The organism is Streptomyces sp. NPDC033165 (assembly GCF_055577965.1).
In genome coordinates, this window is sequence record NZ_JBVIPK010000009.1 from 107,291 (window position 1) to 123,645 (window position 16,355).

At 72.6% G+C, this 16,355-nt stretch carries 10 protein-coding genes; 2 read left to right on the top strand and 8 right to left on the bottom strand.

The annotated features are described in order from the left end of the window. Window positions 1–9: 9 nt before the first annotated feature. The 4 genes from ACZ5WC_RS21975 to nsdA form a co-directional block, all read right to left on the bottom strand. Window positions 10–2,469, bottom strand: coding sequence for a [protein-PII] uridylyltransferase (locus ACZ5WC_RS21975; protein ID WP_468542384.1), 2,460 nt, complete (start codon window positions 2,467–2,469; stop codon window positions 10–12). 29 nt (window positions 2,470–2,498) lie between these two features. Then, the gene (locus tag ACZ5WC_RS21980) at window positions 2,499–2,837 is read right to left on the bottom strand and encodes a P-II family nitrogen regulator (RefSeq protein ID WP_003965965.1); all 339 of its coding nucleotides are present in this window, start codon (window positions 2,835–2,837) and stop codon (window positions 2,499–2,501) included. Next, window positions 2,834–4,186 carry an ammonium transporter gene (locus ACZ5WC_RS21985; RefSeq protein ID WP_468542385.1) on the bottom strand — a complete coding sequence of 451 codons (1,353 nt, stop codon included), beginning with the start codon at window positions 4,184–4,186 and terminating at the stop codon, window positions 2,834–2,836. The genes ACZ5WC_RS21980 and ACZ5WC_RS21985 overlap by 4 nt, the downstream gene beginning before the upstream one ends. Before the next feature lie 417 nt (window positions 4,187–4,603). Then, window positions 4,604–6,079 carry a transcriptional repressor NsdA gene (nsdA, locus tag ACZ5WC_RS21990; RefSeq protein ID WP_468542386.1) on the bottom strand — a complete coding sequence of 492 codons (1,476 nt, stop codon included), beginning with the start codon at window positions 6,077–6,079 and terminating at the stop codon, window positions 4,604–4,606. 431 nt (window positions 6,080–6,510) lie between these two features. On the opposite strand from nsdA, the gene ACZ5WC_RS21995 reads away from it, so the two are divergent. Continuing rightward, window positions 6,511–7,158 (top strand): bifunctional DNA primase/polymerase, encoded by a 648-nt coding sequence (locus ACZ5WC_RS21995; protein ID WP_468542387.1) that lies wholly within the window; start codon window positions 6,511–6,513, stop codon window positions 7,156–7,158. A gap of 105 nt (window positions 7,159–7,263) precedes the next feature. On the opposite strand, the gene ftsY is transcribed toward ACZ5WC_RS21995, so the two are convergent. After that, window positions 7,264–8,475 (bottom strand): signal recognition particle-docking protein FtsY, encoded by a 1,212-nt coding sequence (gene ftsY / locus ACZ5WC_RS22000; RefSeq protein WP_468542388.1) that lies wholly within the window; start codon window positions 8,473–8,475, stop codon window positions 7,264–7,266. A 176-nt stretch (window positions 8,476–8,651) separates the two neighbouring features. Continuing rightward, window positions 8,652–9,680 (bottom strand): hypothetical protein, encoded by a 1,029-nt coding sequence (locus ACZ5WC_RS22005; RefSeq protein WP_468542389.1) that lies wholly within the window; start codon window positions 9,678–9,680, stop codon window positions 8,652–8,654. Window positions 9,681–9,952: 272 nt separating this feature from the next. Between ACZ5WC_RS22005 and ACZ5WC_RS22010 the strand changes: the two genes are divergently transcribed. Beyond that, window positions 9,953–10,930, top strand: coding sequence for an LLM class flavin-dependent oxidoreductase (locus ACZ5WC_RS22010; protein ID WP_468542390.1), 978 nt, complete (start codon window positions 9,953–9,955; stop codon window positions 10,928–10,930). A 40-nt stretch (window positions 10,931–10,970) separates the two neighbouring features. Here ACZ5WC_RS22010 and ACZ5WC_RS22015 read toward each other — a convergent pair whose 3' ends face one another. Continuing rightward, entirely contained in the window at window positions 10,971–12,389 is a 1,419-nt protein-coding gene (locus ACZ5WC_RS22015; protein WP_468542391.1) for a sugar porter family MFS transporter, read from the bottom strand. A 204-nt stretch (window positions 12,390–12,593) separates the two neighbouring features. Beyond that, entirely contained in the window at window positions 12,594–16,286 is a 3,693-nt protein-coding gene (locus ACZ5WC_RS22020) for a chromosome segregation SMC family protein (protein ID WP_468542392.1), read from the bottom strand. Window positions 16,287–16,355: the final 69 nt, after the last annotated feature.

Sequence of the window (16,355 nt, forward strand, 5' to 3'; positions counted from 1 at the left end):
CCGGGCGGGTCAGCCGAGGGCCTTCTCGACCTCCCGGGCCACCTCGGCGGCCCGGACCGGAGGCAGTGGTTCGCCGTCGGTGCCGGTGACGTAGAAGGCGTCCACGGCGTTGGCGCCGAGGGTGGAGACATGCGCGCTGCGCACCCGTACCGCGCTCCCCTCCAGGGCGTTGCCGATCCGGTGCAGCAGCCCCGGGGCGTCCTGGGCGCGGACCTCGATGACGGTGGCACGGCGGGAGCCCGCGGCGGCGACGGTCACCCGGGGCGGCGGGGCTTTCACACCACGCCTGCGCGGGTAGGCGGCCTCCCGCTCCGCGATCCGGGCCCGGATGTCCAGGGAGCCGTCCAGGGCGCGTACGAGGTCGGCGCGGAGCCGGGCGGCCTGCGGGAGGGACCCGTACTCGGCCGCGACCCGCCAGCTGAGCAGCAGCAGGTCCGCCGATTCGCCCAGCTCGTTGGGGAGCTCCACCGCCCGCAGGTCGGCGGCGCGCACGGTGAGCCGGTGCAGGGCGAGGACTCCGGCGGCGGCGGGCAGCACGCCGGGGCGGTCGGGCAGGGCGATGAGGAGTTCGACGCCGACCGGTTCCACCTCGCCGTCCCCGGCGGGCTCCTCGGGCTGGGTGTGCAGGGCGAGGACGGGTTCGCCGGTGCGCAGGGCCTCGACGGCGAGGCGTTCGTGCTCGGCGCTGGGCGCGGGTTCCTCCGGCTCCTCGGGGAACTCGCCCGCCAGGACGGCCGCGACGCGTTCGACGAGGCCGGTGACGAGGGAGGCACGCCAGGTGGACCAGGCGGCGGGCCCGGTGGCGAGCGCGTCGGCCTCGGTGAGGGCGTGCAGCAGCTCCAGGGTGGAGGCGTCGGAGACGGCGGCGGCGACGGACCGCACGGTGGCGGGGTCGTCGAGGTCGCGCCGGGTGGCGGTCTCGACGAGCAGCAGGTGGTGGCGTACGAGGGTGGCGATGACGCCCACGTCGTGCTTGTCGAAGCCGATGCGGGTGGCCATGTCCCGGGCGATGACCTCCCCGGCCACCGAGTGGTCCCCGGGCCAGCCCTTGCCGATGTCGTGGAGGAGGGCGGCGACCAGCAGGAGGTCGGGGCGGTGGACCCGGCGGGTGAGGGAGGCGGCGCGGACGGCGGTCTCCACCAGGTGCCGGTCGACGGTCCAGGTGTGCACGGGGTTGCGCTGGGGGCGGCAGTGGACGCGTTCCCAGTCGGGCAGCAGCCGGGTGATGATCCCTTCCGCTTCGAGCGCCTCCCAGACGGCGACGGTGGCCTCCCCCGCGCCGAGCAGCGTGACGAGCTCTTCGCGGGCCTCGGCGGGCCAGGGCACCGGCAGCGGCTGGGCGGTGGTCGCCAGGTGGCGTACGAGATGGCGGGAGAGCGGCAGACCGGCCTCGGCGGCCGCCGCCGCGGCGCGCAGGGCGAGGACCGGGTCGCGGTCGGGGCGGGCGGCGCGGGCGAGGGCCACCTCGCCGTCGGCCTCGACGACGCCGTCGGCCAGCGGGGCTCGCTCGGGGGAGGCCTTGGAGCCGAGGCCTCCGCTGAGCATGGCACGGAGCCTGGGACGGACCGAGCGGGCGCGCAGGACCCGGTTGACCTCGCGCCAGGTGACGTCGGTGGCGTACGAGACCGTCCGCGCGGCCTCGTAGACCTGGCGCAGCAGGGTGTCGGCGTCGAGCAGGCCGAGTGCCCCGGCAACCTGGTCCTGTTCCTGGAGGGCGAGGCGGTCGGTGGCGCGCCCGGTGGTGAGGTGGAGGGCGTCACGGGCGTCCAGGAGGATGCGGCGGGCCTGGTCGAGCCCTTCGCGCGGGGCGTCCGCGACCCAGGAGGCGGCGACCGCGCGCAGGGCGGTGGCGTCGCGGAGGCCGCCGCGGGCCTCCTTGAGGTCGGGCTCCAGGAGGAACTGGAGCTCGCCCGCCCGCTCCGCGCGTGCCTGGCAGAGCTCGTGGAGGGCAGGGAGGCGCTTGGGGGCCTGGTTGCGCCAGTCGGCGAGGATCGCGGTGCGCAGGGCGGCGACGAGGCCGAGGTCGCCCGCGACCGGGCGGGCGTCCAGCAGGCCGAGCTGGACCTTGAGGTCTTCTCCGGCCGTCTTCCTGGCCTCGCCGGGGGTGCGTACGGAGTGGTCGAGGGCGAGGCCCAGGTCCCAGACCGGGTACCAGACGGAGTCCGCGAGGGCGGCGACGGCCGCCGCGTCGGCGCTGCCGTCGTGCAGGAGGAGCAGGTCGAGGTCGCTGCGCGGGGAGAGCTCGCCGCGGCCGTAGCCGCCCACGGCGACGAGCGCGGCGCCCCGGACTCCGGCGCGTTCGGCGGCCGCGGTGAACAGCCCGGTGAGCCAGTCGTCGGTGAGGCGGGCGAGGGCCGCACGGCGCGGCGGCCCGGACTGCGCCTCCTGCTGGAGGAGGCGCAGCCGGGCCGCCGCGTAGCCGCTGGGTCCCGAGCCTTCGGTTTCGGTGGTCACTTCGGTACTCGTCACCCGGCTGCCTTCCGTTTGCGGGCCGTCGGTCAGAGGGCGTCCGGGCCGCGTTCGCCGGTCCGCACGCGGACGGCAGTCTCGACCGGGACGCTCCAGACCTTGCCGTCTCCGATCTTGCCGGTGCGGGCGGCCTTGACGACGACCTCGATGAGCTGTTCGGCGTCCTCGTCCTCGACAAGGACCTCGATGCGGATCTTGGGGACCAGGTCCACGGTGTACTCGGCGCCCCGGTAGACCTCGGTGTGGCCGCGCTGACGCCCGTAGCCGCTGGCTTCGGTGACGGTGAGGCCCTGGACGCCGAAGGCCTGGAGGGCCTCCTTGATCTCGTCCAGCCGGTGGGGCTTCACGACCGCGGTGATGAGCTTCATGCGTCCACCTTCTTTGCCTTCGGTGCTGCCGTCGGGTCCGCCGCGGGGGCGGTGGTGCGGGAGACCGTGCCGCCGCCCGCTCCGCTGAAGTCGTACGCCGTCTCGGCGTGCTCGACCTGGTCGATGCCGGAGATCTCGTCGTCCTCGGAGACCCGCATCCCGATGGTCTTGTGGAGCAGCAGGGCGATGAGGCCGGAGACGACCAGAGAGTACGCGAGGACCGCGACGACGCCGATGACCTGCTTGCCGAGCTGTTCGACACCGCCGCCGTAGAAGAGGCCCTTGGCGTCGGACTGGACACCGCCGGTGGCGAAGAAGCCGACCAGGACGGAGCCGATGATGCCGCCGACGAGGTGGACGCCGACGACGTCCAGGGAGTCGTCGTAGCCGAACTTGTACTTCAGGCCGACCGCCATGGCGCACAGGACACCGGCGATGGCACCGATCGCGATGGCACCGAGCGGGCTGACGGCACCACCCGCGGGGGTGATGGCGACGAGGCCGGAGACCGCGCCGGAGGCGGCGCCGAGGGTGGTGAAGGAGCCGTGGCGCAGCTTCTCGTAGATGAGCCAGCCGAGGACGGCGGCGGCGGTGGCGACCTGGGTGTTGAGGAACATGACCGCGCCGACGCCGTCGTCGTTGCCGAGCCAGGAACCGGCGTTGAAGCCGAACCAGCCGAACCACAGGAGGGCCGCGCCGAGCATGACGAGCGGCAGGCTGTGCGGCCGCATCGGGTCCTTCTTGAAGCCGACGCGCTTGCCGATGACGAAGATCACGCCGAGGGCCGCGGCGCCCGCGTTGATGTGGACCGCCGTACCGCCGGCGAAGTCGATGACGCCCATCTCGAAGAGCCAGCCGCCCGAGCCCCAGACCCAGTGGGCGACGGGGAAGTAGACGAGGCTGACCCACAGGACGATGAACACCGCCCAGGCCGTGAACTTCACCCGGTCGGCCAGCGCACCGCTGATCAGGGCCGGGGTGAGCACGGCGAACATCAGCTGGAAGACGGCGAAGACGTACACCGGGATGGTGGTGCCGTCCCAGAGCTCGTTGACGCCGATGTCGCCGAGGCCCACGTAGTCGGAACTCCAGCCGACGACCGAGCCGATGTCGGAGCCGAAGGCGAGGCTGAATCCGTAGAGCACCCACAGGATCGTGACGATCCCGAGGCTGATGAAGCTCATCATCAGCATGTTGAGGGTGCTCTTGACGCGGACCATGCCTCCGTAGAAGAAGGCCAGGCCGGGGGTCATGAGCATCACCAGGGCCGAGCAGATGAGCATGAACCCGGTGTTGGCGGCAGACAGCTCGGGGGCGTCTGCGGCAAGCGTCGTGATGCCTGGGGGCATCGGCGTCTCCTCGTCGTCGGAGCGGCCGCGGCGTGCGGGGGAGGCTGCGGGACCACTGGGAAAGGGTGCGGGCCGGTCAGGAGGTGTCCGCCGGACACCCTCCGTGCGCCATGAGATTGACCGAACGCCGTTTCCGGGGATGCCGCACGATGTTTCGCGAGCGTGACGAAGAGGGGGCGCGTGTTACGGCCGAATGAATCCGGGGTGGCGTGTCCGGTGCCCTGCCTGAGGACAGCCCTTGGGGTCTTTCGCACGACAGGCCCCAGCATGCGGCGCACGCCGCATACGGTGCGGTTGAAACGCCCAGGAGCCGCGGAGTACAGAACCGGCCACGGCGTCCCTCCGGGTGACCAGGCGATGGGGGAGCCGGGTCGGGCTGTTCGGAAGGGGCGCCGCGGCCGGGGCCGGTGGTACCGGTCAGACCGCTTCGGCGGTCTCCGGCAACTGTTCATGGAGCAGCTCGGTGAGCCGGGCGACGTCGGCGACATCGCCGAAGTCCCTGGCAGCGGTGTCGACGGTCTTGCGCAGACGGGTGTTCACCCGTTCGGAGCGGACCTTCTTGGCGATCTTCAGGGCGCGGGTGGCGAGCACGGTGGACTCCTCGGGCTCGCGCTGGAGGAGATGGACGGTGGCCATGCCGATGAGGTTGAGCGCGTAGGAGCGCTGGTGCTCGTCGTCCTCGCCGAACAGCTCGACGGCCTTCTCCATGACGGGCTCGGCGAGGGAGGCGTAGGTGGGGCTGCGGCCCGCGACATAGGCCAGGTCACGGTAGGAGTGGGCGTTCTCCCCGTTGAGCTCGGCCTCGGAGAAGAAGCGGATCCAGTCGGGCTCGGGCTCGCCGTCGAGTCCGGCGTCCAGGAAGGTGTCCTCGGCCATCCGGACGGCCCGCTTGCACTTGCTGGGCTGCCCCATGTTGGCGTAGGCGCGGGCCTCCATCGCATACAGCATGGCCTGCGTACGGGAGGTGGCGCAGTCACGGCTGCCGTACTGCGCGAGGTGGATCAGCTCCAGGGCGTCGTCGGGGCGGCCCAGGTGGATCATCTGGCGGCTCATGCTGGACAGGATGTAGCTGCCGAGCGGCTTGTCCCCGGCCTCCTTGGCGGCGTGCAGGGCGAGCACGAAGTACTTCTGGGCGGTGGGCTGGAGGCCTACGTCGTAGCTCATCCAGCCCGCGAGCTCGGCCAGTTCGGCGGCGCAGCGGAAGAGCCGCTGGGCGGTGGGGCCGGGCTGGGGCTCCTGGAGGAGGTCGGTGACCTCGTGGAGCTGTCCGACCACGGCCTTGCGGCGCAGTCCGCCGCCGCACTGGGCGTCCCACTGCCGGAACATCGCGGTGGTCGATTCCAGCAGGTCCAGCTCGGGCGGGGAGAGCCGGGAGGGGCGGCGGGCGGCGGCCGGGGATTCCGGTTCGTCCGGGCCCGGGGCGGGGACGGGCACCAGCCAGCGCTGCATGGGCTCGATGAGCGCGGGGCCCGCGGCCAGCGCGAGCGAGCTGCCGAGGAAGCCTCGGCGGGCGAGCATCAGGTCGCTGCGGGAGAACTCACTGAGCAGGGCGACGGTCTGGGGGCCCGCCCAGGGCAGGTCGACGCCGGACACCGAGGGTGACTGGTGCGCGGTGCGCAGCCCGAGCTCCTCGACCGCGACGACGGCGCCGAAGCGCTCGGAGAACAGTTCCGAGAGGATGCGCGGAATCGGCTCCCGCGGCTGCTCACCGTCGAGCCAGCGCCGCACCCGGGAGGTGTCGGTGCTGATGTGGTGGGCGCCCATCTGGCGCGCCCGCCGGTTCACCTGGCGCGCCAGCTCGCCCTTGGACCAGCCGCTGCGCACGAACCATGAACCCAACTGCCCGTTGGGGCGCTTGCCGGCCTCCGTGTCGCCTGCGCCGCTGCCACTCACTGGAACGCCCCCATCCCGCCGAAACCTCATTCGCGCGAACCATTATCAGAATGCCGTGCATCGGTGCTGTCCGTGCGGGAGTTCCCAACGACATCGAACAGTAGGTCGGGTTGCCCGCGGCATACCCGTGGGTGCACATACTCCCAGGGTTCGTGTACCGACGGTAATCCTACGATCACCCCTCTCGCGAGGGGGATCGCGGAAACGCCACCATTCGCCACCCCTTCGAATGAACCCGACTGCCGCCGGGCGCGCTTGACTTGAGCGACCACGACCGAGAGCGAGCGGACGGAAGCACTCGGGGGCGCGCACGCCGTGCCGCGCTCCCTTGCTCACCACCGCGGACGCCACTCGATCGAGTTTCAGCGACGGAGGGTTACCCGAGCACCGCGGGTCGTAACCACCGATGACTCGGACCCGTTGGAGGGGGTATGGGCTTCACGATCGGCGGCATCCGGGAGATGCGATCCGGTGCGCGGCGGCGCGGCCGCGGTACCGAGGGCACGGCGGTGGCCGAGTACACAGGGCTGTGGGGCTGGGCCGTGGCCCCCGGGGCGCGGGCCGCGGCCGGTGCCTGCTCGTGCGGCGATCCGGTGTGCCCCGCGCCCGGCGCCCACCCGCTGGGCTTCGCCCGGGAGGTCCCGGCGGGCACCGGACTGGACCGCGCCGCGGACGCCTGGGCCGAGACGCCGGGCGCCGCGATGCTGCTGCCGGTGGGCCGCACCTTCGACGTACTGGAGGTCGCGGAGCAGGCCGGGCGGCGGGCGCTGGTGCGGATGGAGCGGATGGGGCTGCCGCTGGGCCCGGTCGCGGTGACGCCGACGGGCCGGGCGCAGTTCCTCGTCGCCCCCGGGGCCGCCGCGGAACTGCCCGCGCTGCTCTACCGGATGGGCTGGGACGACGCGGACCTCGATCTGCGCGCCCTGGGCCCGGGCACCCACATCACCGCCCCGCCCTCCGACCTCGGCGGCCTCGGCCCGGTCCGCTGGCTGCGCCCCCCGGTGCTGGACACGGCGGCCGCTCCCCCGCAGGCGCGGCTGCTGCTGGGGACGCTGGCGTACGTCTGCCACCGCTCGTGACCCGGTGACCCGTCGACAGTCAGCGGCCGGAAACGGCGGACGGGCGGCAGGCTCCCCGTGGGAGCCGCCGCCCGTCCGCCGTACGGAGCGGTTCACGACCGCGCGTCAGTCGCCGATCAACGCGTCCACGAAGGCGCCCGCCTCGAACGGGGCCAGGTCGTCCGCGCCCTCGCCGAGCCCGATGAGCTTCACCGGTACGCCCAGCTCGCGCTGGACCGCGATGACGATGCCGCCCTTGGCGGTGCCGTCGAGCTTGGTCAGGACGATGCCGGTGATGTCCACGACCTCCGCGAAGACCCGGGCCTGCACGAGGCCGTTCTGTCCGGTGGTGGCATCCAGGACGAGCAGGACCTCGTCCAGCGGGCCGTGCTTCTCCACGACGCGCTTGACCTTGCCCAGCTCGTCCATGAGACCGGTCTTGGTGTGCAGCCGACCCGCGGTGTCGATGAGGACGACGTCGGCGCCCTCGGCGATGCCTTCCTTCACCGCGTCGTAGGCGATCGACGCGGGGTCGCCGCCCTCGGGCCCGCGGACCGTACGGGCTCCGACGCGCTCGCCCCAGGTCTGGAGCTGGTCGGCGGCGGCGGCGCGGAAGGTGTCGGCCGCACCGAGCACCACGCTGCGGCCGTCGGCGACGAGCACCCGGGCGAGCTTGCCGGTGGTGGTGGTCTTGCCGGTGCCGTTGACGCCGACGACCATGACGACGCCGGGGGTCTCGGCGCCGCCCTCGGTCTTGACCTCGCGGTCGAAGTCCGGGCCGAGCAGGGTGATCAGCTCTTCGCGGAGCAGGGCACGCAGATCCTCGGGAGTGCGGGTCCCGAGCACCCGGACGCGCTCGCGGAGCCGCTCGACCAGTTCCTGGGTGGGGGCGACGCCGACGTCGGCGGTGAGGAGGGTGTCCTCGATCTCCTCCCAGGTGTCCTCGTCGAGGTTGTCCCGGGACAGCAGGGCGAGGAGCCCCTTGCCCAGCGAGTTCTGCGAACGCGCGAGCCGGGCCCGCAGCCGGACGAGCCGGCCCTCGGTGGGCTCGGGGATCTCCAGCGCGGGCGGCGCGGGGGCCTCGGGTTCCTCGGTGACCGGGGCTTCCCCGACGGGCGCGGCGGCCTCCGGGAGGCCGACCTCGTCGATGGTGCGCCGCGCTTCGTCGCGCGGCGTCTCGGCCTCCTCGCCGACGTGGGGCTCGGCGGGAGGGGTGATGGTCGGCGTGCTCGGCGGAGGGGGCGGCAGCTGCTTCTTCTTGCGGCTGCTGACCACGAGCCCGCTGATCAGGCCGACCGCGACCAGGGCGATGACTACAGCAAGGATCAGGATTTCCATAACGGGTCCAGTATCGGCCACGCGTAGCGGGGAATCGCAGAAGCTGCGAACCCGTGACGATGCGCGTACGGGCGATCACGGGTCACCCGAGTCCGTCCGGCATGCCGCCTCCGGGCCGCCTGTCCGGTGGAGCCGAGGGTGCTCGCACCCGCCGGCGCAGGGCCGCGGCCGGTCCCTCAGCGTCCATGTGCGGCGGGTGCACGGCGGGTCCGGAACCAGTACGAGCGGGCGGCCGCCATCAGCGCGAGGCCGTATACGGCGAATGCGGCCATCCCGATCCAGCCGACGAGGTGCGCGTCGCCCGACGAGGGGAAATCGCCGGGCCGTATCGTCACCACGCCCGTCGTGGCCAGAGCCACGTAGCTGAGGCCGAGCACCCCGTACGGGGCGAGGGTGGCAGCACCGATCAGGGCGGGAGCCAGGGGGAGCCAGCGCGGCACGCGACGTCCGCGCAGGAACGGCGTCCAGCGCGGGAACACCTGGCCCCAGGGACGGACCAGGCCCCACAGCAGGAAGACGCCGAGTGCGGCCAGGAGCACGGTGGCGTCCAGGCCCCAGGACTCCAGGGTGAGCCAGATCCCCGAGGCTCCGTTGCGTTCGGAGATCGCGCGCATCTCGGCACCGGACATCCCGGCGAAGGTGCCGCCGAAGGCCCAGGTCAGCTTCATCACCGCATACGGGAGGAAGGCCACCGTGCCGGCCCAGGCGGCGAACTGGACCGGCCGGGACGCGGCGGAAGGCGCCCGGACCGGGGCCACGACGGGCAGGCGCCGATCGGAGCGGGCGGTCGCCGCGAGCAGGAGCGCCCCGGCCGCCGCCAGGGCGCGGTGCGAGGCCGAGGCCCAACTGTCCACGCCCTGGCCGAACATCAGCGTGATCACATCCATCAGCAGGCTGAACGCGGCGAGCCCGGCCACCCCGCACACCGTCCACAGTGCCGCCCGCAGCGCGGGCCGCATCCCGTACCGCGACACCGCCGCGCAGGTCAGCGCCGCCAGCACCCCCACCACCGTGACCGCCCAGCCGGGCGCGGAAGGCGCCAGGGTGTCGCCGACGGGGAACACCGGGGTCTCATGCAGCGCGCAGACCAGGCCGAAGCCGGCGTACGCCACCGCCCAGAACACCGCCATCCGGCCCACCCAGCGTGGCCACTGCTGCCACCACGCGCGCCATGACGTCTTCACCATCGGTATATCAGCGGTCATGTCCTCAACGTCGCATCGACGGCATCGGCCCGACGTCAGCCACGGGAACGATCTCCCTCCTCCTGCCGGGGGAACACCGTGAAGACTCCGGTGCGGCTCACCGGGCGTGAGGCATCAGCGGGCAATGCGCGGGGAACTCGAAGTGGCCGCTGCCGGCCGCCGAGGGCGTCCAGCTCAAACGCACGGAGGAGCCGGCGCGCCCCGGCCTACACTTCTGACGCTACGTCAGTTACGGTGCGCCCCGCCCTGCCCGCCCGGCGAAAGGGACGCCCATGGCCTTCACGGTGATCCGGTTCAATCTCGTCGATCCCGACGCCACCCCCGTATCGCACTCGGTCCGCTACCGCGCCGCCCTGGAGATGGCGGCGTACGCGGACGAGCACGGGATCGACACGGTCCAGACCGAGGAGCACCACGGGGCGGCGAACTCCTGGCTGCCGTCCCCGTTCACGTTCGCCGGGGCGGTCTTCGGCGCCACCCGCCGGATCGCGGTGACGGTCTCGGCGATCATCGGGCCGCTGCACGATCCGCTGCGCCTGGCGGAGGACATCGCGGTGCTGGACCTGCTGAGCGCCGGGCGGCTGGTGACGGTGGCGGGCATCGGCTACCGCCCCGAGGAGTACGAGCGGGCCGGGGTCGAGTGGGGGCGGCGCGGCCGGCTCCAGGACGAGCTGCTGGAGACGCTGCTGGCGGCGTGGACCGGGGAGCCGTTCGCGTACCGGAGCCGTACGGTACGCGTCACCCCGCGCCCGTACACGCGGCCGCACCCGATGCTGCTGGTCGGCGGCAGTTCGCGGGCGGCGGCGCGGCGGGCGGCCCGGCTGGGGCTGCCGCTGTTCCCGAGCGCGCATCTTCCGGAGCTGGAGGCGTACTACCGGGAGCAGTGCGCCGAGCACGGGACGGAGGGCTTCTGCATGATGCCCGCGGAGCGTACGCCGCTGCTGCACGTGTCGCAGGACCCGGAGCGGACGTGGGCGCTGCACGGCGAGCATCTGCTGCACGAGGCGCGGACGTACGCCTCCTGGCAGTCCGGGGACATCCGCTCGGCGGTGCGCTCGGCGGCGACCACCGTGGCGGAGCTGCGCGAGGAGGGGGTGTACCGGATGGTGACGCCGGACGAGCTGAAGGCCCTGGAGGCGGACAGCCTGGTGCTGCATCCGCTGTGCGGCGGGATGCCGGTGGAGGAGGGGTGGCGGAGTCTGCGGCTGTTCTGCGAGGCGGTGGGAACGCCGACTGCCCCGGCTCGGTGAGCCGGGGCAGCGCGGTGTTGAGGAGATGGGCAGCGGGGATTCAACCCATCTCCTCCAGCGCCTTGCCCTTGGTCTCCTTCACGAACTTGAGCACGAAGGGGATCGAGAGCACGGCGAAGCAGGTGTAGATGATGTACGTGCCCGACAGGTTCCAGTCGGCCAGGCTCGGGAAGCTCGCGGTGATCGCCCAGTTGGCGATCCACTGCGCGAAGACGGCCACGCCGAGGGCCGCGGCGCGCAGGCGGTTGGGGAACATCTCGCCCAGGAAGACCCAGACGACGACACCCCACGACAGGGCGAAGAAGAGCACGAACGTGTGGGCGGCGATCAGGGCGACGGCGCCCTCCGTGGTCGGCAGCTTGCCGTCGACCAGGTCGGCGGAGAAGGCCCACGCCTCGACGGCGAGCGCGATCGCCATACCGATGGAGCCGACGAGGGCGAGCGGCCTGCGGCCCACCCGGTCCACCAGCACCATCGCGATCACCGTTCCGATGATGTTGATGATCGAGGTGGTGAACGAGTAGAAGAACGAGTCGGTCGGGTCGACACCCACGGACTGCCACAGCGTCGCCGAGTAGTAGAAGGCCACGTTGATACCGACGAGCTGCTGGAACATCGAGAGGCCGATACCGACCCAGACGATGGGCAGGAAGAAGAAGCGGTTGCCGAGCAGGTCCTTGAAGACCGGCTTGTGCTCTCTGTGCATGGCCGTCTCGATCTCGGCCACCCGGGCGTCGAGGTCGATGTTCCTGCCCTCGACGTCTTCGAGGATCTTGCGCGCTTCGGCCTTCTTGCCGACCGAGATGAGGAAGCGCGGGGACTCGGGGATGGCGAACGAGAGCAGCCCGTACAGGATGGCCGGGATCACCTCCACGCCGAGCATCCACTGCCAGGCTTCCAGGCCCAGGATGTCGCCGCGCTGGTCGCCGTCGGCGATCTGGAGGATGGTGTAGTTGACCAGCTGGGAGACGGCGATGCCGATGACGATCGCGGCCTGCTGGAAGGAGCCGAGGCGGCCCCGGTAGGCGGGGGGCGAGACCTCGGCGATGTAGGCCGGGCCGATGACGGAGGCCATGCCGATGGCGAAGCCACCGATGATGCGCCACATCGCCAGGTCCCAGAGCGTGAACGGCAGGGCGGAGCCGATCGCGCTGGCCGTGAAGAGCACCGAGGCGATCTGCATGCAGCGGATGCGGCCGATCCGGTCCGCGATCCGCCCGGCGGTCGCGGCGCCGATCGCACAGCCGATCAGCGCGATCGCGATGACCTGGGCGAGCGCCCCGGAGCCGACGTCGTACCGGTCACGGACCGCCTCGACCGCCCCGTTGATGACGGAACTGTCGTAGCCGAAGAGGAAGCCGCCCATCGCCGCGGCCGCGGTGATGAAGATGACATGGCCGAGGTGGTCCGGATGGGCCGCTCGGGCTCCGGACGCCGGTCCGTTCGCTGTGCTGGTCACGTGAACTCCTGATGCCTGGCCGCAAGTCAGACGTGGGGGTGAGCCTTCCCAGTGGGGCACAACATCCGGCCCGCCACCACTTGAAGGCGAAATCAACTTTGGAGAGGTTATGCGTTCAAGAAGCGAAGTCAAACAGCGGGTCTGGTCCCGTGTACCCAGGAGTGCACAAAAGGTGCGTTGGACCTCTGATGGTTCGGTGGAGAGTCAGCGCAGCCGCTGGCTGATGACCTTCGAGACCCCGTCGCCCTGCATGGACACGCCGTAGAGCGCGTCGGCGACCTCCATCGTCCGCTTCTGGTGCGTGATCACGATCAGCTGGGAGCTCTCCTGGAGCTCCTCCATGATCCGGATCAGCCGCTGGAGGTTGGTGTCGTCGAGCGCCGCCTCGACCTCGTCCATCACATAGAACGGGCTGGGCCGGGCCTTGAAGATCGAGACCAGCAGCGCCACGGCCGTCAGGGACCGTTCGCCGCCGGACAGCAGCGAGAGCCGCTTCACCTTCTTGCCCGGCGGGCGCGCCTCGACGTCCACACCGGTGGCCAGCATGTTGTCCGGGTCGGTCAGGACGAGCCGCCCCTCGCCGCCGGGGAAGAGCCGGGCGAAGACCCCCTCGAACTCGCGGGCCGTGTCCCGGTACGCCTCGGTGAACACCTGCTCGACCCGCTCGTCGACCTCCTTGATCACCTGGAGCAGATCGGCCCGGGTCTTCTTCAGGTCTTCGAGCTGCTCGGAGAGGAACTTGTGCCGTTCCTCCAGTGCCGAGAACTCCTCCAGGGCGAGCGGATTCACCTTCCCGAGTTGCTGGTACGCCCGTTCGGCCGCCCGCAGCCTCTTCTCCTGCTCGACCCGGAGATACGGCTTCGGCAGGTTGCGCGGGTGCTCCGGGTCCTCCGGCAGCTCCTCGCCCTCGGCCGCGGGCGACGGCGGCACGGGCTGGTCCGGGCCGTACTCGGCGACCAGCCCCGCCGGCTCGACCCCCAGCTCCTCCAGGGCCTTCGTCTCCAACTGCTCGATACGCAGCCGCTTCTCCGCGCCCAGCACCTCGCCCCGGTGGACCGAGTCGGTGAGCTTGTCCAGCTCGCCCTTCAGCCCCCGGCCCCGGTCGCGCTCGGCGGCCAGCTCGCGCTCCCGTTCGCCCTTCGCCGCCTCGGCCGACGTGCGTTCCTGGTCGGCCCGTACGAGGGACACCTCGACGTGTGCCAGCAGCTGACGGGCGCCCGAGGCCACGGCGGAGGCCACGGCCGCCTCGTGCCTCAGGCGTGCCCGGAGCTGCTCGGCGCGGGCGCGCGCCTCCCGCTCGGCGCGGGCGGCCCGGTCCAGCGAGTCGGCGCGCCCGGCCAGTGCCTTGACCCGCTCCTCGTGCGTACGCGCCTGGAGCCGGGCCTCCATCTCGGTCTGGCGGGCGTTGGCCCCGTCGGCGGCGAGCCGGTCCCGTACGGAGGTGTCGGGCTCCTCCTCGACGGGGGCCTCCTCGGCCACCAGCAGCCGTTCGGCCAGTTCCTCGGCCTCCTCGGTCGCCCGCTCCAGGGCCTCCTGGGCGCGGGCCGCGGACGCGGTCATCCGCTCGGCCTCGCCCGCCGCGCCCCGGGCCTGCCCGGCGAGCCGCCCGAGCTGCTGGGCGACCCCGGACTTCTCCCGCTCGGCCGCCCGGCGGCGCTCCCCCAGCTCCTCGACGAGCGCGGCCGACTCCTTGCGCCGCTCCCCCGCCAGCCGCTGGGCCTCGGCCAGTTCCCCGCAGCGCACGGCGAGGTCGGCCAGCTCGGCGGCGGCCTCGTCCACGGAGGCCTGCACCTCCAGGAGGCTGGGCGCCCCGGCGGACCCGCCGTGCGCGAAGTGGGCGGAGAGCACGTCCCCTTCCCCGGTCACCGCGGTCAGCCCGGGGTGCGCGGCGACGAGGGCTTCGGCGTCCTCCAGGGAGGCGACGACGACGATGTCCCGTGCGAGGCGGCGTACGGCGTTCACCAGGGCGACCGGGCCGGAGACCAGGTCGGCGACGGCGGGGGCGGGGGCGGCGGTAGCGCTTCCGGTACGGCTCGGAGCGCTGCCCCCGGTCTCCGTACGGCCTCCCCCGCCACCCGGCGCACCGCTCTGCGCGGGCAGCGGGGCGGGGTGGGCGGCACCGGGCACGTGCGAGGGGCCGGCGCCCGGGGGACCGGACTGCCCCGGTACGTGCCCGGCCCCGTCCCCCAGGAGCATCGCCGCGCGCCCCGCGTCCCGTTCGCGCAGGAGCCTGATCGCCTCGGCGGCCGCGGCCGGGCCCGTGACCGCCACCGCGTCCGCCGCCGCGCCGAGGGCCGCGGCGACCGGGATCTCGTAGCCGGGCGAGACGGTCAGCAGTTCGGCGGCCGGGCCGAGGAGGCCGGTCAGCCGGTCCCGGGCCCCGAGCAGCGCCCCCGTACCGTCCTTGCGGCGCAGGCCCAGGGCCAGTGCCTCGTGCCGGGCCGCGACCGCCGCCCGGCGACGCTCGGCGGCGGTGGCGTCCTCGCGGGCGGCGCTGTGGGCGGACTGGGCCTCGGCCAGGGCCTTCTTGGCGGCCTCGTGGCGGGCGGCGAGCTCCTCGTCGTCCGCGTCCAGGCCGTCGACCTCGGCCTTGAGCTGTTCGTACTCCTGCTGGGCGGCTCGTGCCCGTTCCTGGGCCTCGTCGCGGGATGCGGCCAGGCGGTCGATCTCCGCCTGCGCCGAACCGGCCCGGCTGCGGGCAGCGTTGACCTGGCCGTTCAGCCGGGCGAGCCCCTCGCGGCGGTCGGCGATGGCGCGGGCCGCGTCCTTGAGGCGGCGCTCCTCGGCGGCCAGTTCGCGTTCCAGGTCGGCGCGGTGGGCGACGGTGTCCTCCAGCGCGTGTTCGGCCGCCTCCAGGGCCGCAGTCAGCTCCGCCTCCTGCTCACGGATGCGGGCGGCCTCGCGCTCCAGGTCCTCGGGGTCACGTCCCCGGCGCTCCTCGGTGGGGGCCTGGGTGGTGCTGCGGACCCGGGCGTCGGCCAGCGAGATCGTGCCGCGTACCCGCTCGGCCAGCTGCGAGAGCTCGTACCAGGTCTGCTGGGCGCGCTGGAGCCGGGGCGCGAGCCGGCGCACTTCGCCCTCCAGCTCCGCCTCGCGGTCGAGCGCCGCTTTCAGTTCGGCCTCTGCCGCGTCCTTCCGCTTCTTCAGCTCGGCCTCGTCGGCGATCTCGTCGCGCAGCGCGTCCCGCAGGGTCACCAGGTCGTCCGCGAGGAGCCGGAGCCGGGCGTCGCGCAGGTCGGCCTGGATGACGGCCGCGCGGCGGGCGACGGCGGCCTGGCGGCCGAGCGGCTTGAGCTGGCGGCGCAGTTCGTCGGTGAGGTCCTGGACGCGGGCCAGGTTGGCCCCCATCGCGTCCAGCTTCCGCAGCGCCTTCTCTTTCCGCTTGCGGTGCTTGAGGACGCCCGCGGCCTCCTCGATGAAGGCCCGGCGGCCCATCGGGTCGGCGTGCAGGACGGAGTCCAACTGGCCCTGGCCGACGATGACGTGCATCTCGCGGCCGATGCCGGAGTCGGAGAGGAGTTCCTGGATGTCCAGCAGTCGGCAGGTGTCGCCGTTGATCTGGTATTCGCTGCCGCCATTGCGGAACATGATCCGAGTGATCGTCACTTCGGCGTACTCGATGGGCAATGCGCCGTCGGAATTGTCGATGGTCAGCGATACTTCGGCGCGGCCGAGCGGGGGCCGTCCGGTGGTCCCGGCGAAGATCACGTCTTCCATCTTGCCGCCGCGCAGGGATTTGGCTCCCTGTTCCCCCATGACCCAGGAGAGCGCGTCCACCACATTGGACTTTCCCGATCCGTTGGGACCGACGACGCAGGTGATCCCCGGTTCGAACCGCAGGGTGGTGGCGGACGCGAACGATTTGAAACCACGCAGGGTCAGGGCCTTGAGGTGCACGCCGCCGGACTCTACCTTTCACTCTCGGTTTCACTGATGAAGGTGCAGGGCACATCAGACGGTAAGCGA

Coding starts and splice junctions, on each gene's coding strand:
- ACZ5WC_RS21980 (WP_003965965.1), bottom strand. CDS start 2,837: ATGAAGCTCATCACCGCGGTCGTGAAGCCCCACCGGCTGGACGAGATC.
- ACZ5WC_RS22005 (WP_468542389.1), bottom strand. CDS start 9,680: ATGACCGCTGATATACCGATGGTGAAGACGTCATGGCGCGCGTGGTGG.
- ftsY (WP_468542388.1), bottom strand. CDS start 8,475: ATGGAAATCCTGATCCTTGCTGTAGTCATCGCCCTGGTCGCGGTCGGC.
- ACZ5WC_RS22010 (WP_468542390.1), top strand. CDS start 9,953: ATGGCCTTCACGGTGATCCGGTTCAATCTCGTCGATCCCGACGCCACC.
- ACZ5WC_RS21995 (WP_468542387.1), top strand. CDS start 6,511: ATGGGCTTCACGATCGGCGGCATCCGGGAGATGCGATCCGGTGCGCGG.
- ACZ5WC_RS21985 (WP_468542385.1), bottom strand. CDS start 4,186: ATGCCCCCAGGCATCACGACGCTTGCCGCAGACGCCCCCGAGCTGTCT.